Annotated in this window: 14 protein-coding genes and 1 pseudogene; 11 read left to right on the top strand and 4 right to left on the bottom strand. The window is 51.8% G+C overall.

What is annotated here, in order from left to right:
• Positions 1-5 precede the first annotated feature (5 nt).
• Positions 6-782: a pirin family protein gene (locus tag BLR08_RS19990; protein WP_072334225.1), complete on the top strand. Its 777-nt coding sequence runs from the start codon at positions 6-8 to the stop codon at positions 780-782.
• A 38-nt stretch (positions 783-820) separates the two neighbouring features.
• Entirely contained in the window at positions 821-1,399 is a 579-nt protein-coding gene (locus BLR08_RS19985; protein ID WP_072334228.1) for a TMEM175 family protein, read from the top strand.
• 124 nt (positions 1,400-1,523) lie between these two features.
• Here the strand turns inward: BLR08_RS19985 and BLR08_RS19980 are convergent, their stop codons facing one another.
• Positions 1,524-2,396 (bottom strand): LysR family transcriptional regulator, encoded by an 873-nt coding sequence (locus BLR08_RS19980; protein WP_072334230.1) that lies wholly within the window; start codon positions 2,394-2,396, stop codon positions 1,524-1,526.
• Between the two features lie 156 nt (positions 2,397-2,552).
• Here BLR08_RS19980 and BLR08_RS31815 point away from each other — a divergent pair, with 156 nt between their 5' ends.
• The 4 genes and pseudogenes from BLR08_RS31815 to BLR08_RS19960 all read left to right on the top strand — a co-directional run bounded on the left by BLR08_RS31815 (position 2,553) and on the right by BLR08_RS19960 (position 4,828).
• Positions 2,553-2,747: a hypothetical protein gene (locus BLR08_RS31815; protein ID WP_072334232.1), complete on the top strand. Its 195-nt coding sequence runs from the start codon at positions 2,553-2,555 to the stop codon at positions 2,745-2,747.
• Positions 2,728-3,312 (top strand): annotated as a pseudogene (locus BLR08_RS19970) (MFS transporter); the annotation flags it as partial. The gene BLR08_RS31815 and the pseudogene BLR08_RS19970, both read left to right, overlap by 20 nt.
• 19 nt (positions 3,313-3,331) lie before the next feature.
• Positions 3,332-3,874, top strand: a complete 543-nt coding sequence (locus BLR08_RS19965) for an NADPH-dependent FMN reductase (protein ID WP_072334236.1) — start codon at positions 3,332-3,334, stop codon at positions 3,872-3,874.
• A gap of 39 nt (positions 3,875-3,913) precedes the next feature.
• Entirely contained in the window at positions 3,914-4,828 is a 915-nt protein-coding gene (locus BLR08_RS19960) for an NADP-dependent oxidoreductase (protein WP_072334238.1), read from the top strand.
• 114 nt (positions 4,829-4,942) lie between these two features.
• On the opposite strand, the gene BLR08_RS19955 is transcribed toward BLR08_RS19960, so the two are convergent.
• Positions 4,943-10,660: an S-layer homology domain-containing protein gene (locus tag BLR08_RS19955; RefSeq protein ID WP_072334240.1), complete on the bottom strand. Its 5,718-nt coding sequence runs from the start codon at positions 10,658-10,660 to the stop codon at positions 4,943-4,945.
• Positions 10,661-10,929: 269 nt separating this feature from the next.
• Positions 10,930-11,823 carry a LysR family transcriptional regulator gene (locus tag BLR08_RS19950; protein ID WP_072334242.1) on the bottom strand — a complete coding sequence of 298 codons (894 nt, stop codon included), beginning with the start codon at positions 11,821-11,823 and terminating at the stop codon, positions 10,930-10,932.
• 111 nt (positions 11,824-11,934) lie between these two features.
• Between BLR08_RS19950 and BLR08_RS19945 the strand changes: the two genes are divergently transcribed.
• A complete protein-coding gene (locus tag BLR08_RS19945; protein WP_072334244.1) occupies positions 11,935-12,675 on the top strand; it encodes an SDR family NAD(P)-dependent oxidoreductase in 741 nt (246 codons plus the stop codon).
• A 162-nt stretch (positions 12,676-12,837) separates the two neighbouring features.
• On the opposite strand, the gene BLR08_RS19940 is transcribed toward BLR08_RS19945, so the two are convergent.
• On the bottom strand, positions 12,838-13,803 hold the full coding sequence (locus tag BLR08_RS19940; protein WP_072334247.1) for a helix-turn-helix transcriptional regulator: 966 nt from the start codon (positions 13,801-13,803) through the stop codon (positions 12,838-12,840).
• Between the two features lie 109 nt (positions 13,804-13,912).
• On the opposite strand from BLR08_RS19940, the gene BLR08_RS19935 reads away from it, so the two are divergent.
• From BLR08_RS19935 to BLR08_RS31225, 4 genes are all read left to right on the top strand, one after another.
• Positions 13,913-14,392 carry a GyrI-like domain-containing protein gene (locus BLR08_RS19935; RefSeq protein ID WP_072334250.1) on the top strand — a complete coding sequence of 160 codons (480 nt, stop codon included), beginning with the start codon at positions 13,913-13,915 and terminating at the stop codon, positions 14,390-14,392.
• Positions 14,393-14,415: 23 nt separating this feature from the next.
• Complete coding sequence (locus BLR08_RS19930) at positions 14,416-14,838, top strand: DoxX family protein (protein ID WP_072334253.1); 423 nt, start codon at positions 14,416-14,418, stop codon at positions 14,836-14,838.
• A gap of 20 nt (positions 14,839-14,858) precedes the next feature.
• Positions 14,859-15,320 (top strand): phage tail protein, encoded by a 462-nt coding sequence (locus BLR08_RS19925; protein WP_072334256.1) that lies wholly within the window; start codon positions 14,859-14,861, stop codon positions 15,318-15,320.
• 452 nt (positions 15,321-15,772) lie between these two features.
• Positions 15,773-17,703, top strand: a 1,931-nt coding sequence (locus BLR08_RS31225) for an immunoglobulin-like domain-containing protein (RefSeq protein ID WP_176835567.1), incomplete at its 3' end; no start/stop codon positions are given.

The raw sequence follows: 17,703 nt of genomic DNA, 5'->3' as shown, positions 1-17,703 counted from the left end.
TTGTGGTGACAATCCGGATTTATTCCGTTGATCAACAAGCTTCAGGAAAATTCGATGAAGGCAAGATTACAGAGCAAAAACCGATTGGGTTTCCCGGGGAAGGGTCAGCCGTTGATCGTATTGGAACATTGTTTTACTGGGCGTGGTTTCGCACAACGGAAGAGGCGAAACTTCCTTTGCACCCGCATCGCGGATTTGAGATCTTGTCCTATCTGCTAGCGGGCTCCGTGCATCATTGGGATACGCTGGGGAATGAGCGATCGATCCAAGCAGGTGGACTGCAGCTCATGCAAACAGGCAGTGGAGTTCAGCATGCCGAAAAGTACGGAGAAAAAACTTCCGGATTTCAAATCTGGTTCGAGCCCTTTATGGGTGAAACGAACTATGCGGAACCAACCTATGCGGATTATGAAGATCGGGATTTTCCTGTTCAAATACGCAATAACGTAACAATCAAAACAATTATTGGTTCAGGCTCTCCTGTTCGAATGGTGGCTGACGCGCAGATGTGGGATCTTATGCTTCCCGCGGGGGAGTCTGCCGAGCATATGATCCCCGAAGGATATTCCGTTGCGGGACTTGCCGTAGAAGGTGAGTCCACTTGGCAATTTGAGATCAATACGCGTCAAGTATGCGCCGGCGAATTCGTAGTCTGCGAAGCGGAAAGGACACAAACCTTACATATTCAGTCCAAGGAACAGGCAGATTCGCGAATCATCCTCATTCAAGTTCCTAGCGTGCTGCCGTATCCTTCTTATAAAGAAGTCAAAATTCGCTTATAGTAGAGACGAGCGAGAAGAGAAAAAGAGGAGGAACTACTCTGAAAGCGAACCGGATGGAAGCGTTCAGCGATGGCGTTTTGGCGATTATCATTACGATCATGGTGCTCGAATTTAAATTACCGGAAGGCCATGACTGGTCTTCATTAATCGAACTTGGTCCGAAATTACTTAGCTACATCTTCAGTTTCATCTATATCGGCATCTACTGGAACAATCATCATCATTTGCTGCACCTGGTCAAGGCGATGAACGGACGGTTGATGTGGCTCAACCTGCTGCTGTTATTCTGGTTATCCCTTGTGCCCTTTACGACAGCCTGGATGGGGGAAAGCAATTTTGCAGCCACGCCAACGGCACTGTACGGTACGATTCTGCTGTTAGCGGCGCTCTCGTACTGGCTGCTTCAGAGCGCGATTATGAATCAGCATTCCGGCGATTCCTCATTCGTCATGGCTTTGGGGAAAGACTGGAAAGGAAAATTATCTCCCTTGCTCTACCTGGTAGCAGCGTTGACCGCTTATGTGAGTCCTTGGATATCCGGCGTCTTCTTCGTACTCGTAGCCGTGATCTGGTTCATGCCGGATAAGCGTATCGAGCATGTTCTGAGAGGCCGCTAATCCGGAATTATTGGAGTGGTTACTGGAGCATAGAAAAAAGTGTATAATGCGGTCACTAAAGAAGCCACTCCAGTCGTCTGGGGTGGCTTTAGCCATAGCATGCATATACACGGACAATGCCCGCTCACGCTGCTTGAGCAAAGTACTTGATGAGAAAGTCGCGGAACCTGCGCGCGGCGAGGGATAGGTACCGCTTCTCGTGCCATATGATTTGAAAATTGCGCTGGCAAACGGGAGACTCAATACGCAGCAAGCTCATCGCGGAGCTTGGGCCGCCGCAATTGCCTACAAGTGCAACGCCCAGTCCGGTTCGGACAAGACTTGCAATGCCGGCAGGCTCGTCGACCCGGCAGACGAAGTTAGGCGTGATCCCGGCTTCTTGAAAAAACAAATCGTTCATTTTTTGAAAAGGAAATCCCTCTTTGTACCCGATAAACGGGTCCTCCGCCAGCTCGCTTAACCGGATGCTCTTTCTCCCGGCCAACCGGTGTCCTTGGGGAACAGCCAAATACACCTCTTCCTTCAAAACGGATACTGTGCTAATGTCGGGCCGGTCGATCGGCAGCGGCGTGAAGCATAGGTCGACCCCGCCTGCCTCCACTAACTGCGCCATCTCTTCCATGGAAGTCTGTGTAATCTTAAAGTTGACTTCCGGATGAAGCGCGAGAAATTCGCCCAGCGCATCCGATAACCGGTCCAGCGTTGATGTCGCGAGGTGAATGCTCCCTTGCTCCAGTCCGGCCAGCTCGGATACTTCTTTCTTTCCTTCTTCCAATAGGGCGAGTGCCTTCTCGACTTTGTCCAGAAAGACCTTGCCGAACGTATTCAGGCGAATTCGGCCTCCGTGCCGGTCGAACAACGGAACCCCCACGTCTTCCTCCAGCCTCGAAATTGTCTTGCTGAGCGCAGGCTGCGCAATTAACAATTCCTGCGCCGCCTTAGTCATGTGCTCCATCCGGGCAACCGTTCGAAAATACCGCAGCTGCAGCAGCTCCATACACGTCGCTCCTTTCCATATACCCGAGTATATACTCCTTATGGTTAAAGATATATTTCTGTTTATCTATACGCAATTGTAAAATAAAACCTGTAGGGAGATCAAGACGCTTCGCGTAGAAAATATCACCTCGGATAGAAAGGAGGGCTCACTGCCATGGAAGGCGCCGTCCGGCAACATGCCGCTGAGAAGTTGATTCGGATTCTGGCCTTCACGCTGGTCATCTCCGTTATGAGCGCAACGATGTTCAATATTGTGCTGCCCGAGATCGCCGCCGATTTCGACCTGTCTTTGTCGCAGGTCAGCTGGGTTTCGTCCGCATTTTTGCTGATATTCGCTTATTTTTCTTAGCCCGCAGCTGCTGACCCATGTATACCAGCTGGCGCCGGAGCTGGTAGCCCTAGCATTGGTTCCGGCCGCGGCCACGACGGCAGCTTTGGGGCGCACAGGCGGCAAGCTGGCGGATAAGAGGGGCAATTCATTTCTTTTCTATCTGGCGTCGGCACTGCTGCTAGCATGTTTCGCGTTATTGTCCACTTTTGCAGGGATGTCACCCGTGCTTATCGCATTCATTCTGATCTTCGGCAATGTCGGCCAATCGTTCCTATCCATTGCATTGTCCAATGCGATATCCCGTTCGCTGCCGAGGGAACAAACAGGCGTTGGCATGGGGCTGCTGGCGATGACGAACTTTATTTCCGGCGCCATCGCAGCGGGGGCTTACGGCAGGTTCGTCGACCAAGGCGCGGGTATGCATTGGAATCCGTTGAACTCGCACGCGGCAGCGTCCGTTTACAGCAATATTTACTTGGTTCTTGCGGTTTTGCATGTAGGCATTTTGTTGTTCTATTCTATGCAGTTCGGCGGGGCTAGGAATACCGGTTCAAAGGAAAATGAGTTGAAACAAACCATATAAATGAATGGGAGGACCCCCTATGAAACCTTTAAGTATAGGCATTATTTTAGGAAGCACCCGCCAAGGACGCCTCAGTCCGCAAGTAGGGAATTGGGTTAAAGAAATGGCCGATCGGCGCGGAGATGCGAATTATGAAATCGTGGATATTGCAGATTTCAAGCTGCCTTTTCTCGGAGAAGGGACGGGTGAGGAGCCCGGATTACTCGCTTGGCCGGAAAAGCTCTCCAGCTTGGACGGGTTCGTATTTATTGTCCAGGAGTACAATCACAGCATTACGGGGGCGTTAAAAAATGCCTTGGATTCCGCACGAGATGAATGGAATAACAAGGCGGCCGGCATCGTTAGCTATGGTTCAACGGGCGGGGCGCGTGCAGCCGAACATTTACGCGGAATCTTGGGAGAATTACTCGTAGCGGACGTTCGCGCGTATCCCACATTTTCGATGTTTACGGATTTTGAAAACTTCCAAACCTTTAAACCTGCCGAACTGCACGTTGATAAATTAAACATCATGTTAGATCAAGTTATCGCATGGGGCGGCGCATTAAAAACTTTGCGGTAACGGTGCGACTATAGGGATAAATAGGAGGAGGATGGCAAGATGAAAGCAGCGGCATTTCGGTTGACCGGCGGACCTGAAGTGATGGAGGTCATGGCGTTTCCCGATCCGGAGCCCGGTCCAGGGCAAGTCAGGGTCCGGGTGAAAACGGCCGGGGTACAGCATTACGATTGCAGCGTGCGGAGCGGCTGGGAGCCGCAGGGCGTCGACATTCGGCTTCCGCAAATTCCGGGCAACGAGTTCGCCGGTATTATCGATCAAGTGGGCGAAGGCGTTACCGGGTTTCACGTAGGCAGCGAGGTGCTCGGCTTCGGGCTATTGAATGGTTACGCCGAATACGTGGTCGCGGGCGCCGACCAAATCGTAAGTAAGCCAGGCAGCATGACCTGGGAAGAGGCAGGCGGGCTGACCGGCAATGGCCAGGGCGCGTATATCGCCATGAAAGCCATCGGCGTCGGACCGGGCGACACGGTGCTGATCCATGGCGCGGCCGGATCGCTTGGAGCTTTTGCGGTACAGCTGGCGAAGGAGTGGGGAGCCGAGACGATCATCGGCACAGCCAGCGAGGGCAACCACGATTACGTGCGTTCTCTCGGGGCTATCCCGATTACGTACGGGGAGGGGCTTGTCGAGCGAGTGCGGGCGCTGGCGCCGAACGGCGTCGACGCTGCGTTCGATACGGCCGGGGCGGAAGCGGTGCGTGCTTCGGTCGAATTGGTGCAGGATAAGAACCGTATCTGTACGTTCGTCGCTTACGACCTTATCGAGGAGCTTGGTCTCCGAGTCATCCGCGGCGAGCGTTCCGCCGCCCGTCTGGCCGAGCTTGTCGATCTGCACAGTAAGGGCAAGCTGCACATCCATATCCGGCAGACGTTCCCGCTTGAACAGGTCGCGGACGCACACCGGCTGATCGAAACGAGACACGGCCGCGGCAAGATTGTCCTCGCCATCGGCTAATCGGCGGCGGAGAACTGATGGGAGCCTAGGAACAGCACCACAAACACAGTGAATACGTCGATACAACTTAAAAAGGAGTGGGATAACCCCACTCCTCTAATGATATATAACTTTCTAAATCAATCCCGACTTTTGCAAAAGCCTGCTTACAATAACAGCAACCTCCGCGCGGGTAATATTGCTCTTCGGCGCCATGATATGGCCATCCCGGCCGGTAATGATCCCGGTATTCAGGACGGAAGCAATACCAGGCTTCGCATAGTCGGCAGCATAACCGGCATCTTCAAACCCAGCAAGCAGCTTGTCGGCCTCTTCCTGTGTAAGCTCGGCTTTCAAGCCGGTGAGCTTCATCGCTCTTGCCGTCATGGTCATAGCCTGCTCACGGGTAATTTTATCCATAGGACCGAAGGTTCCGTCTTCGTATCCCTCTATAAGTCCGTATTCGTAAGCGATGGCCGCCGCATCGTAATACCAGCTGTCCTGGGCCACATCCTTGAATACATCCTTGCCGGTGCCCGGCCGCATCAGCCCAAGCCCTTTGACGATAATCGCCGCGAATTCCGCGCGGGTAATGTCTCTGTCGGGCTCAAATCTTCCATCCCCGCTGCCATCAACGACAAGCTTGGAGCCCATGTCGTTGACCGCTTCCCTGGCCCAATGCGTGTTCACATCGGCAAAGGTTTTGGGGCTGGAAATGACCGAATACGTGCTGTTGGTCAAGCTGTTAATTTTGGCATACATTTTTCCGGCGATGACCGTTATTTTGGTAGGCACATGGGAGAAAGTACCGTCAGCATTTAGCACAATGCCCGTCATCACTTTGCTCGAATCGGTTCCATCGGGAAGCGCAATGGTTCTTTCCACATAGCCGTTGAAAGTGGAAACCTCCACTGTTTTGCTGCCGCTGGTGGCTGTGATTTTGAACTCTACCGGCTGGGCAACCAGCTGGTAACCTTCTCTCCCGGCTGTGTCCTGCACCTGCTTTACCGTATTCGCGGCAGGCGCTGCGATCGTAAGTTGGATTGTGATGTCATTCAATTCCGTCTGTGTCCCTATCTGCTTTGACACGGCATCTAAATTGAGCTGCGCCGCGGGCAGGGTATAGGTGACCTGATCTGTTTTTACTTGCAGCAAGGCGTTCTTGGACTCCAGGCTCTTCATCATCCGCCCGGTCAATTCAACGACTACTTTATCAGATGGCGTATTTACCGGAATGATGACGGTCGCGCCATTTCCTCCTTGTGCCAGCTGCTGCTCCAGTTTGCCCGAATCGATAGCAACGGTTGTGACGGTTTGACCGCCTTCTTGCGTCGTAACGGCCGCTCCGACACCATCGGCCGGAGTGCCTGCACCCGGATTACCTGCGCCAGGTGATGGTGTCGGTGATGAGGATGGAGATGGAGATGATTCCTCCTCATCCGGATCATCGTTGCCGCCCGTGGATTGGGCATTTACAGTCAAGCTCACGGTTTTGGTGTCGGTTGTGCCGTCGATCCAAGCCGTTCCATCCCAGCTTTGCTTCTGGAAGGTAGCTGTTATGATGTACTGGCCGGCCGCTGAGGTCGTGTAGTTGGACGAATATGTCTGTCCATTTACCGTAAATACCCCCGATTTTCCAGCCTCTGTGGAGCTCCATGCGACCGGATAATACCGTTCCTCTCCCAGAATGGTTCCCGCCGCATGCTGTCTGTCGCCCGCCGCGGTAATCACAACTGTGCCGCCAGCCGTTATGCTTGCTGCATTCAGCTCGAGCGTGTTGCCCTCCGCATTGGCCGCAGGTGCCAGACTCACAGTAAGGGCCGCAGTCAAGGTATCCGTAGTGGTATCGGTCCAGGCTGTTCCATCCCATACTTGCTTCTGATAGGTCGCGGTTATCTGGAAATCGCCTGCTTGAGCGGGAATGTAAGCGGCTTGATAAACTTGGCCGGTTACGGTAAATACCCCTGACTTGCCGGCCTCCGTGGAGCTCCAGGCCAGCGGATAATATCTTTCGTCGCCGATGATGGACGGCGTCACGTTCTGATTGTAGCCCTCCGCCGTTATGACGACGGTCTGCCCCACCACTGCGCTGCCTGGGCTGACACTCAGACTGTTGCCTTCAGGGTTGACCGGCGCATAGACGTCGAGGGTCACCGTCTTAGTATCTGTAGCTCCGCCCACCCAGGACGAACCGTTCCAGCTCTGCTTCTGGAAGGCAGCCGTTACGAGATGTGTTCCCGCTTCCGAAGCCGTATAGCTTGAAGTATATGCTTCCTCTTCCGCATTCCACATAAAGCTGCCGTTTTTACCGCTCTCCGTGGAGGACCAGGTTGTCGGGATGAACTTCTCATCGCCTGCCGCCAAGCCGTCAGCGGTCTGTCTGTCCCCTGCAGCCGTTATCGTTACTGTGTCGCCTGCCGCTACTCGGGTGCGGTCAAGGGTCGCGGTGTTGTTGGAGGCATCGGCCAGATGAGCGTCGGCTTTGGTAACGGCGATGGTGAACTGCTTTTCAACAGAGAGTCCGCCTGAATCCATGCTTCTGATCCGGATGCTGTAGCTGTTCTGCGTGTCATACACGAAGGCAGCCGCCGTCTGCAGCGTATTCCCGGAGATGGCGAAGCTTGCATTGCCGCTGTCCCCGTCGCCTGCCGCCAGCGAATAAGTGAAGGTATCTCCCTCATCCGGATCGGTGGTCGACAATGTTCCTACGCTGCTTCCTACAGCCGCCAGTTCGGATACGCTGGCGTTGGTAAGGGAAATATCTGCAGGGGCCTTATTGAGCGCTGTAACCAATGCTTGATCGAACGCCGCATCTGCAGATGTTGTTCGAAAGCCTATTTTGCCAGCTGTTAATTCGGTTACGGGATTGGTCCATACCATCGCGCGTTCCCCATCCACATAACCTTGAATCGTATTTCCCTGGACGATTGCTTTCAGCGTATACCACCGCTTCGAAACGGCCGTGAATGGCGTGCTGGATACGCTGGTCATGACTCCGTCAACCGATTTGTATAGCTCCAGCTTTTGGGCCGCTACATTGATCCGGTACATATAAAAGTTTTTGGAATCCTGCACCCTGAAGACAAGGCCCGCATTGGCATTGGTAATCGGCACCCTTACTTTGGCTTCGTAGGCATAATCCGTCCAGGAAGTACCGGCTGTAAGCAGGGCCGTAGTGCTCGACTTCTGAACCAGAACCTTCGTATCTTCTGCTGCTACATTCCAAGTGCCACCGGTGGAAGCCCAGTTTGCGGTAGTCCCGGTTTCAAAGTCGTCACCGAACAGGATGGCATTCGGATTGGAATAGACGGGCGTCTCATCCAAATCTAGAATGTGGATCGTAAAGATCTTTTCATAAGAGAGCCCGCCCGAGTCTGTGGTCCTTACCCGGATGCTGTAGCTATTTTTGGTCTCATAATCCGGTGTTACGCCAAGAATCAGCGTATCCCCCAACAGGGAGAAGCTTTTGTTGTCGGTATCCCCTTCCCCTTTGGCGAGCGAGTAGTAGAAGGTATCCCCCGCGTCCGAGTCGGTGGTGGAGAGCTTGCCGACGACGCCTCCGGCAGTCGTGTTTTCCGCTATGCTGTCAGGCGAAAGCGCAATATCCGCAGGCGCTCCATTTATCGCCGAAACGACTACGTCATCAAAAACTGCGTTTAGCGTGGTTGTTCGGAATCCGATTTTCCCTGCCGTTAATTCGGTGACCGGATTGGTCCATTCCGTCTTTAACTCCCCGTCCACATAACCTTTAATCGTGTTTCCTTCCACGACGGCTTTAACGGTATACCACTGATTGGCGGCAGCTGTGAAAGGAGTGCTCGATACAGCGGTTAAGGTTCCGTTGATTGCTTTGTAAAGCTCCAGCTTCTTGGCTGACGAATTGATGCGATACATATAGTAGTTCTCCGCATCGGCTACCCTGAATAACACGCCTGCATTGGCATTGGTTATAGGCATCTTCACTCGGGCTTCCACGCCATAATTCGTCCACGAATCTCCGGCCATAATAAGACCCGTTGTATTGTTAGCCTTCTGAGCCAGCACGTTAGTGCCATCTGCTACGACAGTCCAGGTACCGGTAGCCGTCGTCCATTTGGTGGAGTCTCCCGTTTCAAAGTCATCGCTGAACAGCGGCGGCTTGGTATTGGCAAAGATGATCGTATTGGTATAGCTGTTAGCGCTCGCTTTCAAGTCGCTCAGGCTTGCCGCCAGCTTGCCCTTAATATAAACATCGCTGAACGTTACCCCGTTGATCATCCCGCCTCTGACGGAATTCCCTTGGATGACGGAGGTTCCGCCTCCCGTATCGCGAACATTGATATTTTTGACCACAACATTGCTTACATCGCCGGAAGTGCTGGTGGAAATCCTGAGCCAGTAGTTCCCAAACTGGTTGATGCCGACCCGCTCGATATCGATATTCTCAAACGTAATATCTCTGGCCCAGCCTTCCTCCGGCAGCGGATTTTCCGTATAGGCATGGTCGACAAGCAGCGCCCTGGCGCTTTGATACACATACGAGTTTCGGATAGTTACGCCGATCTGCGGCGTGCATATGCCCATCCCAAGCTTGAAGGCCGCGCAGCGGGTCCAGGCCATGCAGTCCTCAAAGATTACATTTTCCAAATGTTCGATGGCTCCAGGCCAGTTTTTGGACATCCCTTTCTGCGGCCAGGTTTTGGTCGAATAGGCGTCGTCGTCGGAGATGGCAATGGCATGCTTAACAAGCACGTTCTGACTCTCGTTAATATCTATGGCATCGTCCTCAAGGGTGTGCAAATCCTGAAAGCCCTTGTAGTTTGTGATTTTTACGTTGTCGGAGCGAACGACCATGAAAGCCCAGAAGCCGCCGTCCCGCAGGATCAACCCGTCAAAGGTAAAGTTGCTGGTTGCCATCGGAACCAACAGGTTATTGATGAAGCCTTCGCCTTTTTTATGCGTGGCCGGGGGATCCGTCATCTTGCGTTTCCGCATTTCGATCCCTTTGCCGTCGATAGTGCCGCGTCCCCGCATGGTAATATTCTCGGAATTTATTTCGGTCATGATAAAGTATGTGCCATCCGAGATGGAATCCTTGCGGAAGTCATTCCGGTAATCCTCGCCTCTGCCTGTGCCGACAATGACAGCGCCTCCAGCCAGGTAGAAGGTGACATTGCTTTTTAAGGTCAGATTGCTGCTCGTGTAGACGCCGGCGGGAATATACACAATGCCTCCCCCGGCTTGATGGGCGTCGTCAATGGCTCTTTGAATCGCAGCGGACGTTATGGAAGCCCCTGTGTTATCCGCATTGTAAGGAGCCTCCATGACATTGTAAATGCCGGGGCCTGAGGAAGCGGGAATATCCGTCTCCAGCGGATCGGCTGCGATGACGAGCCTTTTTCTTATTTTAGCCGGATCTTTTTCATCCGGGTTTTCCTTCGGGTCCGGATTAATATCCACGATGACATAGGTGGAGGCAGAAAGCGTAAAGGTCAGCTTGTTCCCATCGACCGTCCCCTTGATGTTTTTGGCCAACGGGCTGATCGAATACGAGGTAATCGGCTTGTTTGCCGTCACTTCAATGGTAACCGTACCTGCAAAAGAAAATTGAGCATAGTCATAATAAGGCAAATAGTTGATGACAGGAACCGCTTCATTATCCGCCTTCAAGGTAAAGACTTCGGATGCGGTGTAAATGGAAGGCATCGGGTAGTTCTGGATGACGGCCGGTCCGGCTGCTGCCTGCGGCAAGGCTGCAGGACTGGCGGAATCCACGTATTGAATGACATCGGTTGCACTGGCTGCCTGCGGGATAAACCCTGAAATCGCAACGACAAGCGCTAACAGAAGACTCATTACTTTCCTGGTAAGCATAAGTACCTCCTCAAAAGTTTAGTTTGCTTCCTATGTACGTGCACGACAACTCCCCCAGCTAAAAGCAAGCGCTTTCACCCCTTTTATTTTAAGTCGCCCATTTACTATAATCCTTACTTCAGCAGAAAGGAGCGGGGTAAGCTCACTCTTCAGGGATACAATTTTACTGTCCTGCGGGATTAGGCAAGTCTTCGGCGGGGGATTAGCAGGAAAGTGCCGTGAGCGGGGCGCCGGATCGTATCCATGCTAACCGCAACGGCAAGCTTCGCTTATTCTTCGGTATGAGAGGTTAATTCTTGCTTAAGATATTGATAAAGCTTTTGTCTCGCCAGCTGGAATGGATATGCCCATTCCTTGCATAGAATCCCGAATGTCATTTCGATGAGGCTTCCCGTAATCCTCCGGACCCTTGTCCCATGATTGCCGGATTCCACTGTAATTTTAGGGACAAGGGCGATTCCTAATCCCTCCTCGACATAAAATTTCAACGCCGTCATACTCCCGATCTCCATGGTATCAAGCGACACAATCCCCTTTTCCTGCATCGTCATCTCCAACTTCTTGCGATACGGACAAGTTGCCGATGTGACGAGAAGACGATACCCCTGAAAATCCTCCGGTTCAATAACCGTTTTCTGTAGAAGGGGATGATCCTCGGGCAATACGGCTACAAACTCTTCTGCAAATAAGGGCTCAAAATATAAATCCGACCCTGCGCCAGGTGCCGTGCATAGTGAAAAATCGATTTCTCCTTTAAGTACCAGCTCGCTAAGGTGTGTCGTACTTGAAATTTCTAAGGAGATGTGAATGTTCGGATACATGGACATAAACTTCTTCAGAATACCAGGCAAACGATAGCTCGCTGTAGGCTCCGTTACTCCGACGCGTATGTGCCCTGCTTCGCCGGATTTCATATCCAATAAGCTTGCTTGCAGCTGCTCCATATTCTTGACTATTTGCAGGCTCTGGTCGTAAAGCAGCCTTCCGGCTTCTGTCAGGCCGACTTCTTTCCCGCGTTCAATAAGCTGAACACCCAATTCCGATTCAAGCTTTTGTATCTGCATCGTAACTGTCGATTGCACGTAGTTCATTTCTTGTGCTGCGCGATTAAAGCTTCCGTGTTTCACTATCATTTGAAAGGTTTTCAACGTTTTGAAATCCATCCGCAATCCATCCTCCTATCAAAAAAAATGAATCGATTGTTCAATTAGTTCAATTATACAAATTCCCTCCATCCAATTACACTAAAATAAAAACTAAGGAGTGGGTTTGAAATGGAATTACTGAACAAAGTAGCTCTTGTGACGGGCGGAGGTACGGGAATTGGCAAGGCAACCAGTTTGGCGCTGGCCAAGCGGGGAGCAATCGTGATCGTAAACTATTCACGCTCTCAAGTTGATGCAGATGAAACCGTGCGAAGGATCAACGAGGATGGCGGGAGGGCTGCAGCCATCCAAGCCGACGTATCCCTGGACGGGGACGTACGGGCCATGGTTCAAGCTGCCGTGCAGCAATTCGGTACCATAGACCTGCTTGTTAACAATGCCAGCATCACCCGGCATATTCCGATGGATAATTTGGAGGCGGCCACGGAGGAAGTTTGGGACGAATTATTCGATGTGAATGTGAAGGGCATGTTTTACTGCGCTAGGGCTGTTGCTCCCTATATGAAAGAAAATAGTCAAGGGGCGATCGTCAATCTAGGCAGCATCGCCGGACAGACCGGATTGGGCTCTTCGCTTCCCTACGCTGTATCCAAAGCGGCTGTTCACGGTCTAACGAAATCGCTGGCAAAAGCTTTGGCCCCTGATATTCGGGTTAACTGTATTGTGCCGGGAGCCGTCGCTACAAGGTGGTGGTCAGGGAGAGAAGAACAAATGAACCAGCTTGCCCCCCGCCTGCTCTTGAAGCGTATTTCTACACCTGAAGATATCGCATCCATGATCTGTGCGGCGTTGGAGCAGGATGCGATGACAGGCCAGATTATCACGGTGGACAGCGGACAGTCCTTGTGAGGGATGGGTAACCGCTGCATATCATGAACCCCGGGATTGAGCTAGAATGAAATAAAGGAGCATTGCTGCGGCAGCGGTTGGGAAATGAATCTTTTCCGGGCGGTGAGCCCGGATAATTGATTCAGTATCGTTGCTTCTCTTGTACGACCAAGTCGTTCCTTCCTATGAAGGAGTGAAACCGATCATTCGCTCCTGCAAACTTTCCATAACCTCTTCCGGCACTTCCCTGATCGTGATATCTTGTCCCAGGAAAAGCAGCCAATTTGTTATTTCGTCCAATTCATCCGGATGATGGACATTAACGAAAGTTTTTAATATAGCTGTAGATTGATAAGGATTCGTGTAGGCGATTGAAATTTTTAACGGATGGTATTTTTTGAACTGGGCAATCGCCTTGGGACCAAGCTCCAGGAAAAGGTTGTAGGCCCCCTCCTGTTTGCTTAGCTGCTCCATTATCTTTTTCTTGCTGGTTCTTTTTTTGGCAGCGTATGGCTTTATATCGGTGAGGCTGTCGACAGCAATAATCCGCCGCTTTTCCTCCTCCAGGTCAAAGCCTTCAATTTGCCAAGAGCTTTTTTCGCGATAGAGATGCAGCAGATAGATGGGATAAGACTGTATTTCTCTTCCTACTTCAACCGAAACCATTAAGTAGCTGTCCGTAAGAATAAGCTGGATGAGTTGTTCCAGCATGGGATGAGGCAGATCTGACAGATCAAGCAGGTCGGGGTTGTGGGGGTTGGTCCCTTCGAACAGCAGGATTTGGTTTAACAGGACAAGGTCATCCTGCTGGTTTTGCGAGATGAGGCCGAGTAATTTTTCCGCTAAGGACTGGCGGCTTTTGAGATAAGGAAGCTGTTGATTTCTTGTAGCCATGAAGGCGATAAAAAGTGCTTTGATCTCATTATCGGTAAAGCGGACGGTCGGCAGGACAGAGTTGTTCATGACGAAATAACCCCCGTCCCTCCCGACTTCGGCGACCAGCGGCATCCCCATCGCCTCAATTTCCCGGATATCTCTAATGGCAGTCGAACGAGAAACATTGAATTCCCGCATGATTTCAGTAATGGTAAAATGGGCGCGGTTGTTGATGTACCGCATGATGATATTAATCCGTTCTATTTTTTTCATGGGAACCTCTAAACAGTATCATATTTTGACATGATTAATGGTTATTATAAAGGCATCAAGAAAAAAAGCAAATCGCTTGATCAATCCAAACAAAAAGGAGTTTTAAATGATGGCAGCATACACGCTTGAGGAAAAAGACAGTTTTGTGGTGCTTGGTATAGGTACGGAGCTGAAGAGCAGTTACACGGATTATGCCGGCATAAATAAAGAGAAGGAAAGCTTTTGGCGGACAATGGAGGAGGATGGAAGGCTTGACGCTTTAAAGGCCATTGCCACAAACGAATACGTTTTTGCCGTGAGCGAAGCGGTCAATCACAAAATGATGTACTACGCAGGCGTCATGACAGAAGCATCGGTACAAGAGGAACACAGATTGATCCAATTCCCTAAAGGACAATACCTTGTCGTTAAAGGCGAAGGGAAAACGGCCGATGAGCTCAGCAATAAGCTTTCCGGCATTGCCTTCGGTCAGGTCCTGCCGCAAGCCGATAATTTTGCTTATGTGGGCGGACCCAATACAACGGTTGAGATGGGACAGCGTGACGGCGTCGTATTTGGCGAAATGTGGGTTCCTGTTGTTAAGAAATAAACGAGTTCAGAGGAGGAACTAGGATGAGTACGATCGCAAGTACTGAAAAAATCGTGAAAGCAGCATCGCGTCCTACTGGAAGAGTGGCCGCTTACTGGATCGTCACCGGCATACTCGCATTCTCCATTGCCCTAAGCGGTATCGGGCAGCTGATGCGGTACGGAGGGAATGTCGATTTAGTAACCGATATCGGATTCCCGTTATATATCACGAGCATTCTTGGGGTTTGGAAGCTGCTGGGGGTCATTGCGATCGTATTGCCAGGCTTGCCCCGGCTTAAGGAATGGGCTTATAGCGGCATCTTTTTCCTAATGACGGGTGCGGCCTTATCTCATGCGTTCGCTAACGATTATGGCGATTACGGCTTCCATATTATTCTTCCGCTGTTCTACGCCGCGCTTGGCCTCGTGTCCTGGGCGCTGCGTCCGGCAAGCCGCAGATTATAGCAGAAATTGAGGAGACGCCAATGTCCTATATGGTTGATTTTAAAAATGTGTCTAAGGCTGGTTTGGATTCTTCACCTGTCGCGGAAGCGCTGGCGGGTTTGCGCGCCAATGAAGCCCGCTATTTTATGAACAAATACAAGCATGAATTTACGGTGGTACCGGCCAGTGAAAGCCAGGAAACCCTGGCGTATGTGAACCGGATTTTGAAAGAAGAGCGTGATATAGAATTGTCGGGCAAGCCTCTGGAGACGTCGCGTTTTCAGGTGGAGAATATCAAAATGGCCTACGTCTTCTATGAGGACGGTCTTGCGGTCAACGTCATGTATACGGTTGATGATCCCAAGAAACGGGCCGTTGGCTTTAAGCTTTCTGAAGGAATGGAAATACCGGAGGAGTTAGGCAAGTTTAAGTTTGCCAGACAAAAGTCGAAATTGGCCGGAACGATCCGGGGCTCATTTTTTGTCATAAAAGGACAATATTAAGGCTCGGGTGCGAAAGATATAGCCTCCATTCCAAGGATAAAGCAATAATGAGAGTCGAAAGACGACCGGTGCTCCCCAATAGGGGTAACAGTCGTCTTTTTCGTTTAGTATGGGGGATTTATAGTATCTTTTCTCCATCCGGCAAGGCGCGTATCTTTCAGAATTCTTTCATTGCGTTATGCTACTATCGGGTAAAAGCGTTCAAATACAGAAGATGGGATAATGTTGCGCCCGACGAATAGCAGAAAAGAGGAAAAAAGATGGAACTCTTAAAGACGCAGAAAGGTCTGCTTGTAAAACTAGCGTGGATTTTAGTTCCGCTATTTATGCTTCACGCACCGTTACAGCTGCATGCCTTATCCTTCCAGGATGTAACCAGTTATCCCGTAGATGGTTATCCTAATGGTATAACTGCTGCTGATTTTAACAAGGATGGACGCACGGATATCGCTGTGGCAGACACTACCTCCCATACTATCTCGGTTCGGCTTGGCAATGGGGACGGGACGTTCGGCAATTCGGCTGCTTATGGCTCAGGAAAAAGCCCTCAGGCGATAGTGCATGGCGATGTTAATGGCGATGGAAATATTGATTTGATAACGGTTGATCGGGATAGTGATTCGATCTCCGTATTTTTGGGGAATGGCGGCGGGACCTTCGCCAATGCTTTGAGCTTCCCGGTGGGGGATGTTTCACTCCGTTTAGCTGTAGGGGATTTTAACGACGATAATAAACTGGATGTGGCCGTGTCCAGCCTTCGTGAAGATGCTGTATATATTCTGTTAGGAATTGGCGACGGGACCTTCGCTGCTCCAGTAAGTTATGCTGTTGGGGATGGACCTTATGAGGTGCTGCCGGGGGACTTTAATGGCGATGGAAAACTTGATCTCGCGGTCGCCAATTTTGGCAGTAAAACAGTTAGCGTTCTCTTGGGAAATGGTCTGGGGGCCTTTGCTCCCAAAGTAGATTATGGGGTTCAGTTAGCCGCTTCGGGGGGTGCAGCAGGTGACCTCAACAAGGATGGACACTTAGATCTGGTTGTGGGCGACGGTACGCTGCTGCCAGGATCTATCTCCGTACTATTAGGTAGGGGAGATGGAACCTTTGCTGCCGCCGTTAAGTATAGCGTCGGGGGCTCGGATACGCGAGCAATCCTGATTGAAGACTTTACGGGTGATGGGAATGCGGACGTGGTAACGGGCAATTGGAGTTCTTATAATGTCTCGGTCCTGGCAGGGGATGGCACTGGAGCCCTTGCACCTGCTGTCGTTTTTGATATGGGTGGCAGCGTTACTGACTTAATTAGCGGAGACTTTAACGGCGACGGGTTAAGGGATTTGGCATTTGGCAGGCAATCCGGCAAGGATTTTGGCGTTCGCTTGGCGATCGACGAGATTCCGCCCGTTATTACCTTGAATGGAGCCAATCCGATGCTGATGGAAGCTGGGAGTGTCTTTACCGATCCTGGCGCAACGGCTCACGATGGGATCGATGGCGATTTGACCTCGCAGATTACGGTAAGCGGGGCGGTGGATTCCAATCGGGCAGGTACTTACACGCTCACGTATGAGGTGACCGATGCCGCCGGCAATTTGGCGACAAAGACGCGTGCCGTACAGGTGGTGGATACGGTTGCCCCCGTGCTGACGCTCAATGGCCCTAATCCGATGCAGGTAGAAGCGGGAAGTGCGTTTACTGATCCCGGCGCGACGGCCCAGGATGCGGCAGATGGGGATTTGACCTCGCAGATTACGGTAAGCGGGGCGGTGGATGCGGGCCAAGTTGGCACCTATACGCTGACGTACCAGGTGACCGACGCCGCAGGCCATGTGGCAGCTGTGACGCGTACGGTTCAGGTGGTCGATACGACTGCCCCCGTGCTCACGCTCAATGGTCCTAATCCGATGCAGATAGAAGCCGGAAGCGCGTTTACCGATCCCGGCGCAACGGCTCAGGATGCGGCGGATGGGGATTTGACCTCGCAGATTACGATGAGCGGGGCGGTGGATGCGGGCCAAGTCGGCACCTATACGCTGACGTACCAGGTGACCGATGCCGCGGGCAATTTGGCGACAAAGACGCGTGCCGTACAGGTGGTGGATACGGTTGCCCCCGTGCTCACGCTCAATGGTCCTAATCCGATGCAGATGGAAGCCGGAAGCGCGTTTACCGATCCCGGCGCGACGGCCCAGGATGCGGCGGATGGCGACTTGACCTCGCAAATTACGGTAAGCGGGGCGGTGGATGCGGGCCAAATCGGCACTTATACACTGACGTACCAGGTGACCGACGCCGCAGGCCATGTGGCAGCTGTGACGCGTACGGTTCAGGTGGTCGATACGGGTGTTCCCGTGATCACACTTAATGGTCCTAATCCGATGCA

Origin of the sequence: Paenibacillus sp. cl123 (assembly GCF_900101595.1) — a bacterium.
Lineage (GTDB): Bacteria > Bacillota > Bacilli > Paenibacillales > NBRC-103111 > Paenibacillus_G.
Note: the sequence above shows the minus strand (reverse complement) of the source record. Positions and strands in the feature narration are given on the sequence as shown.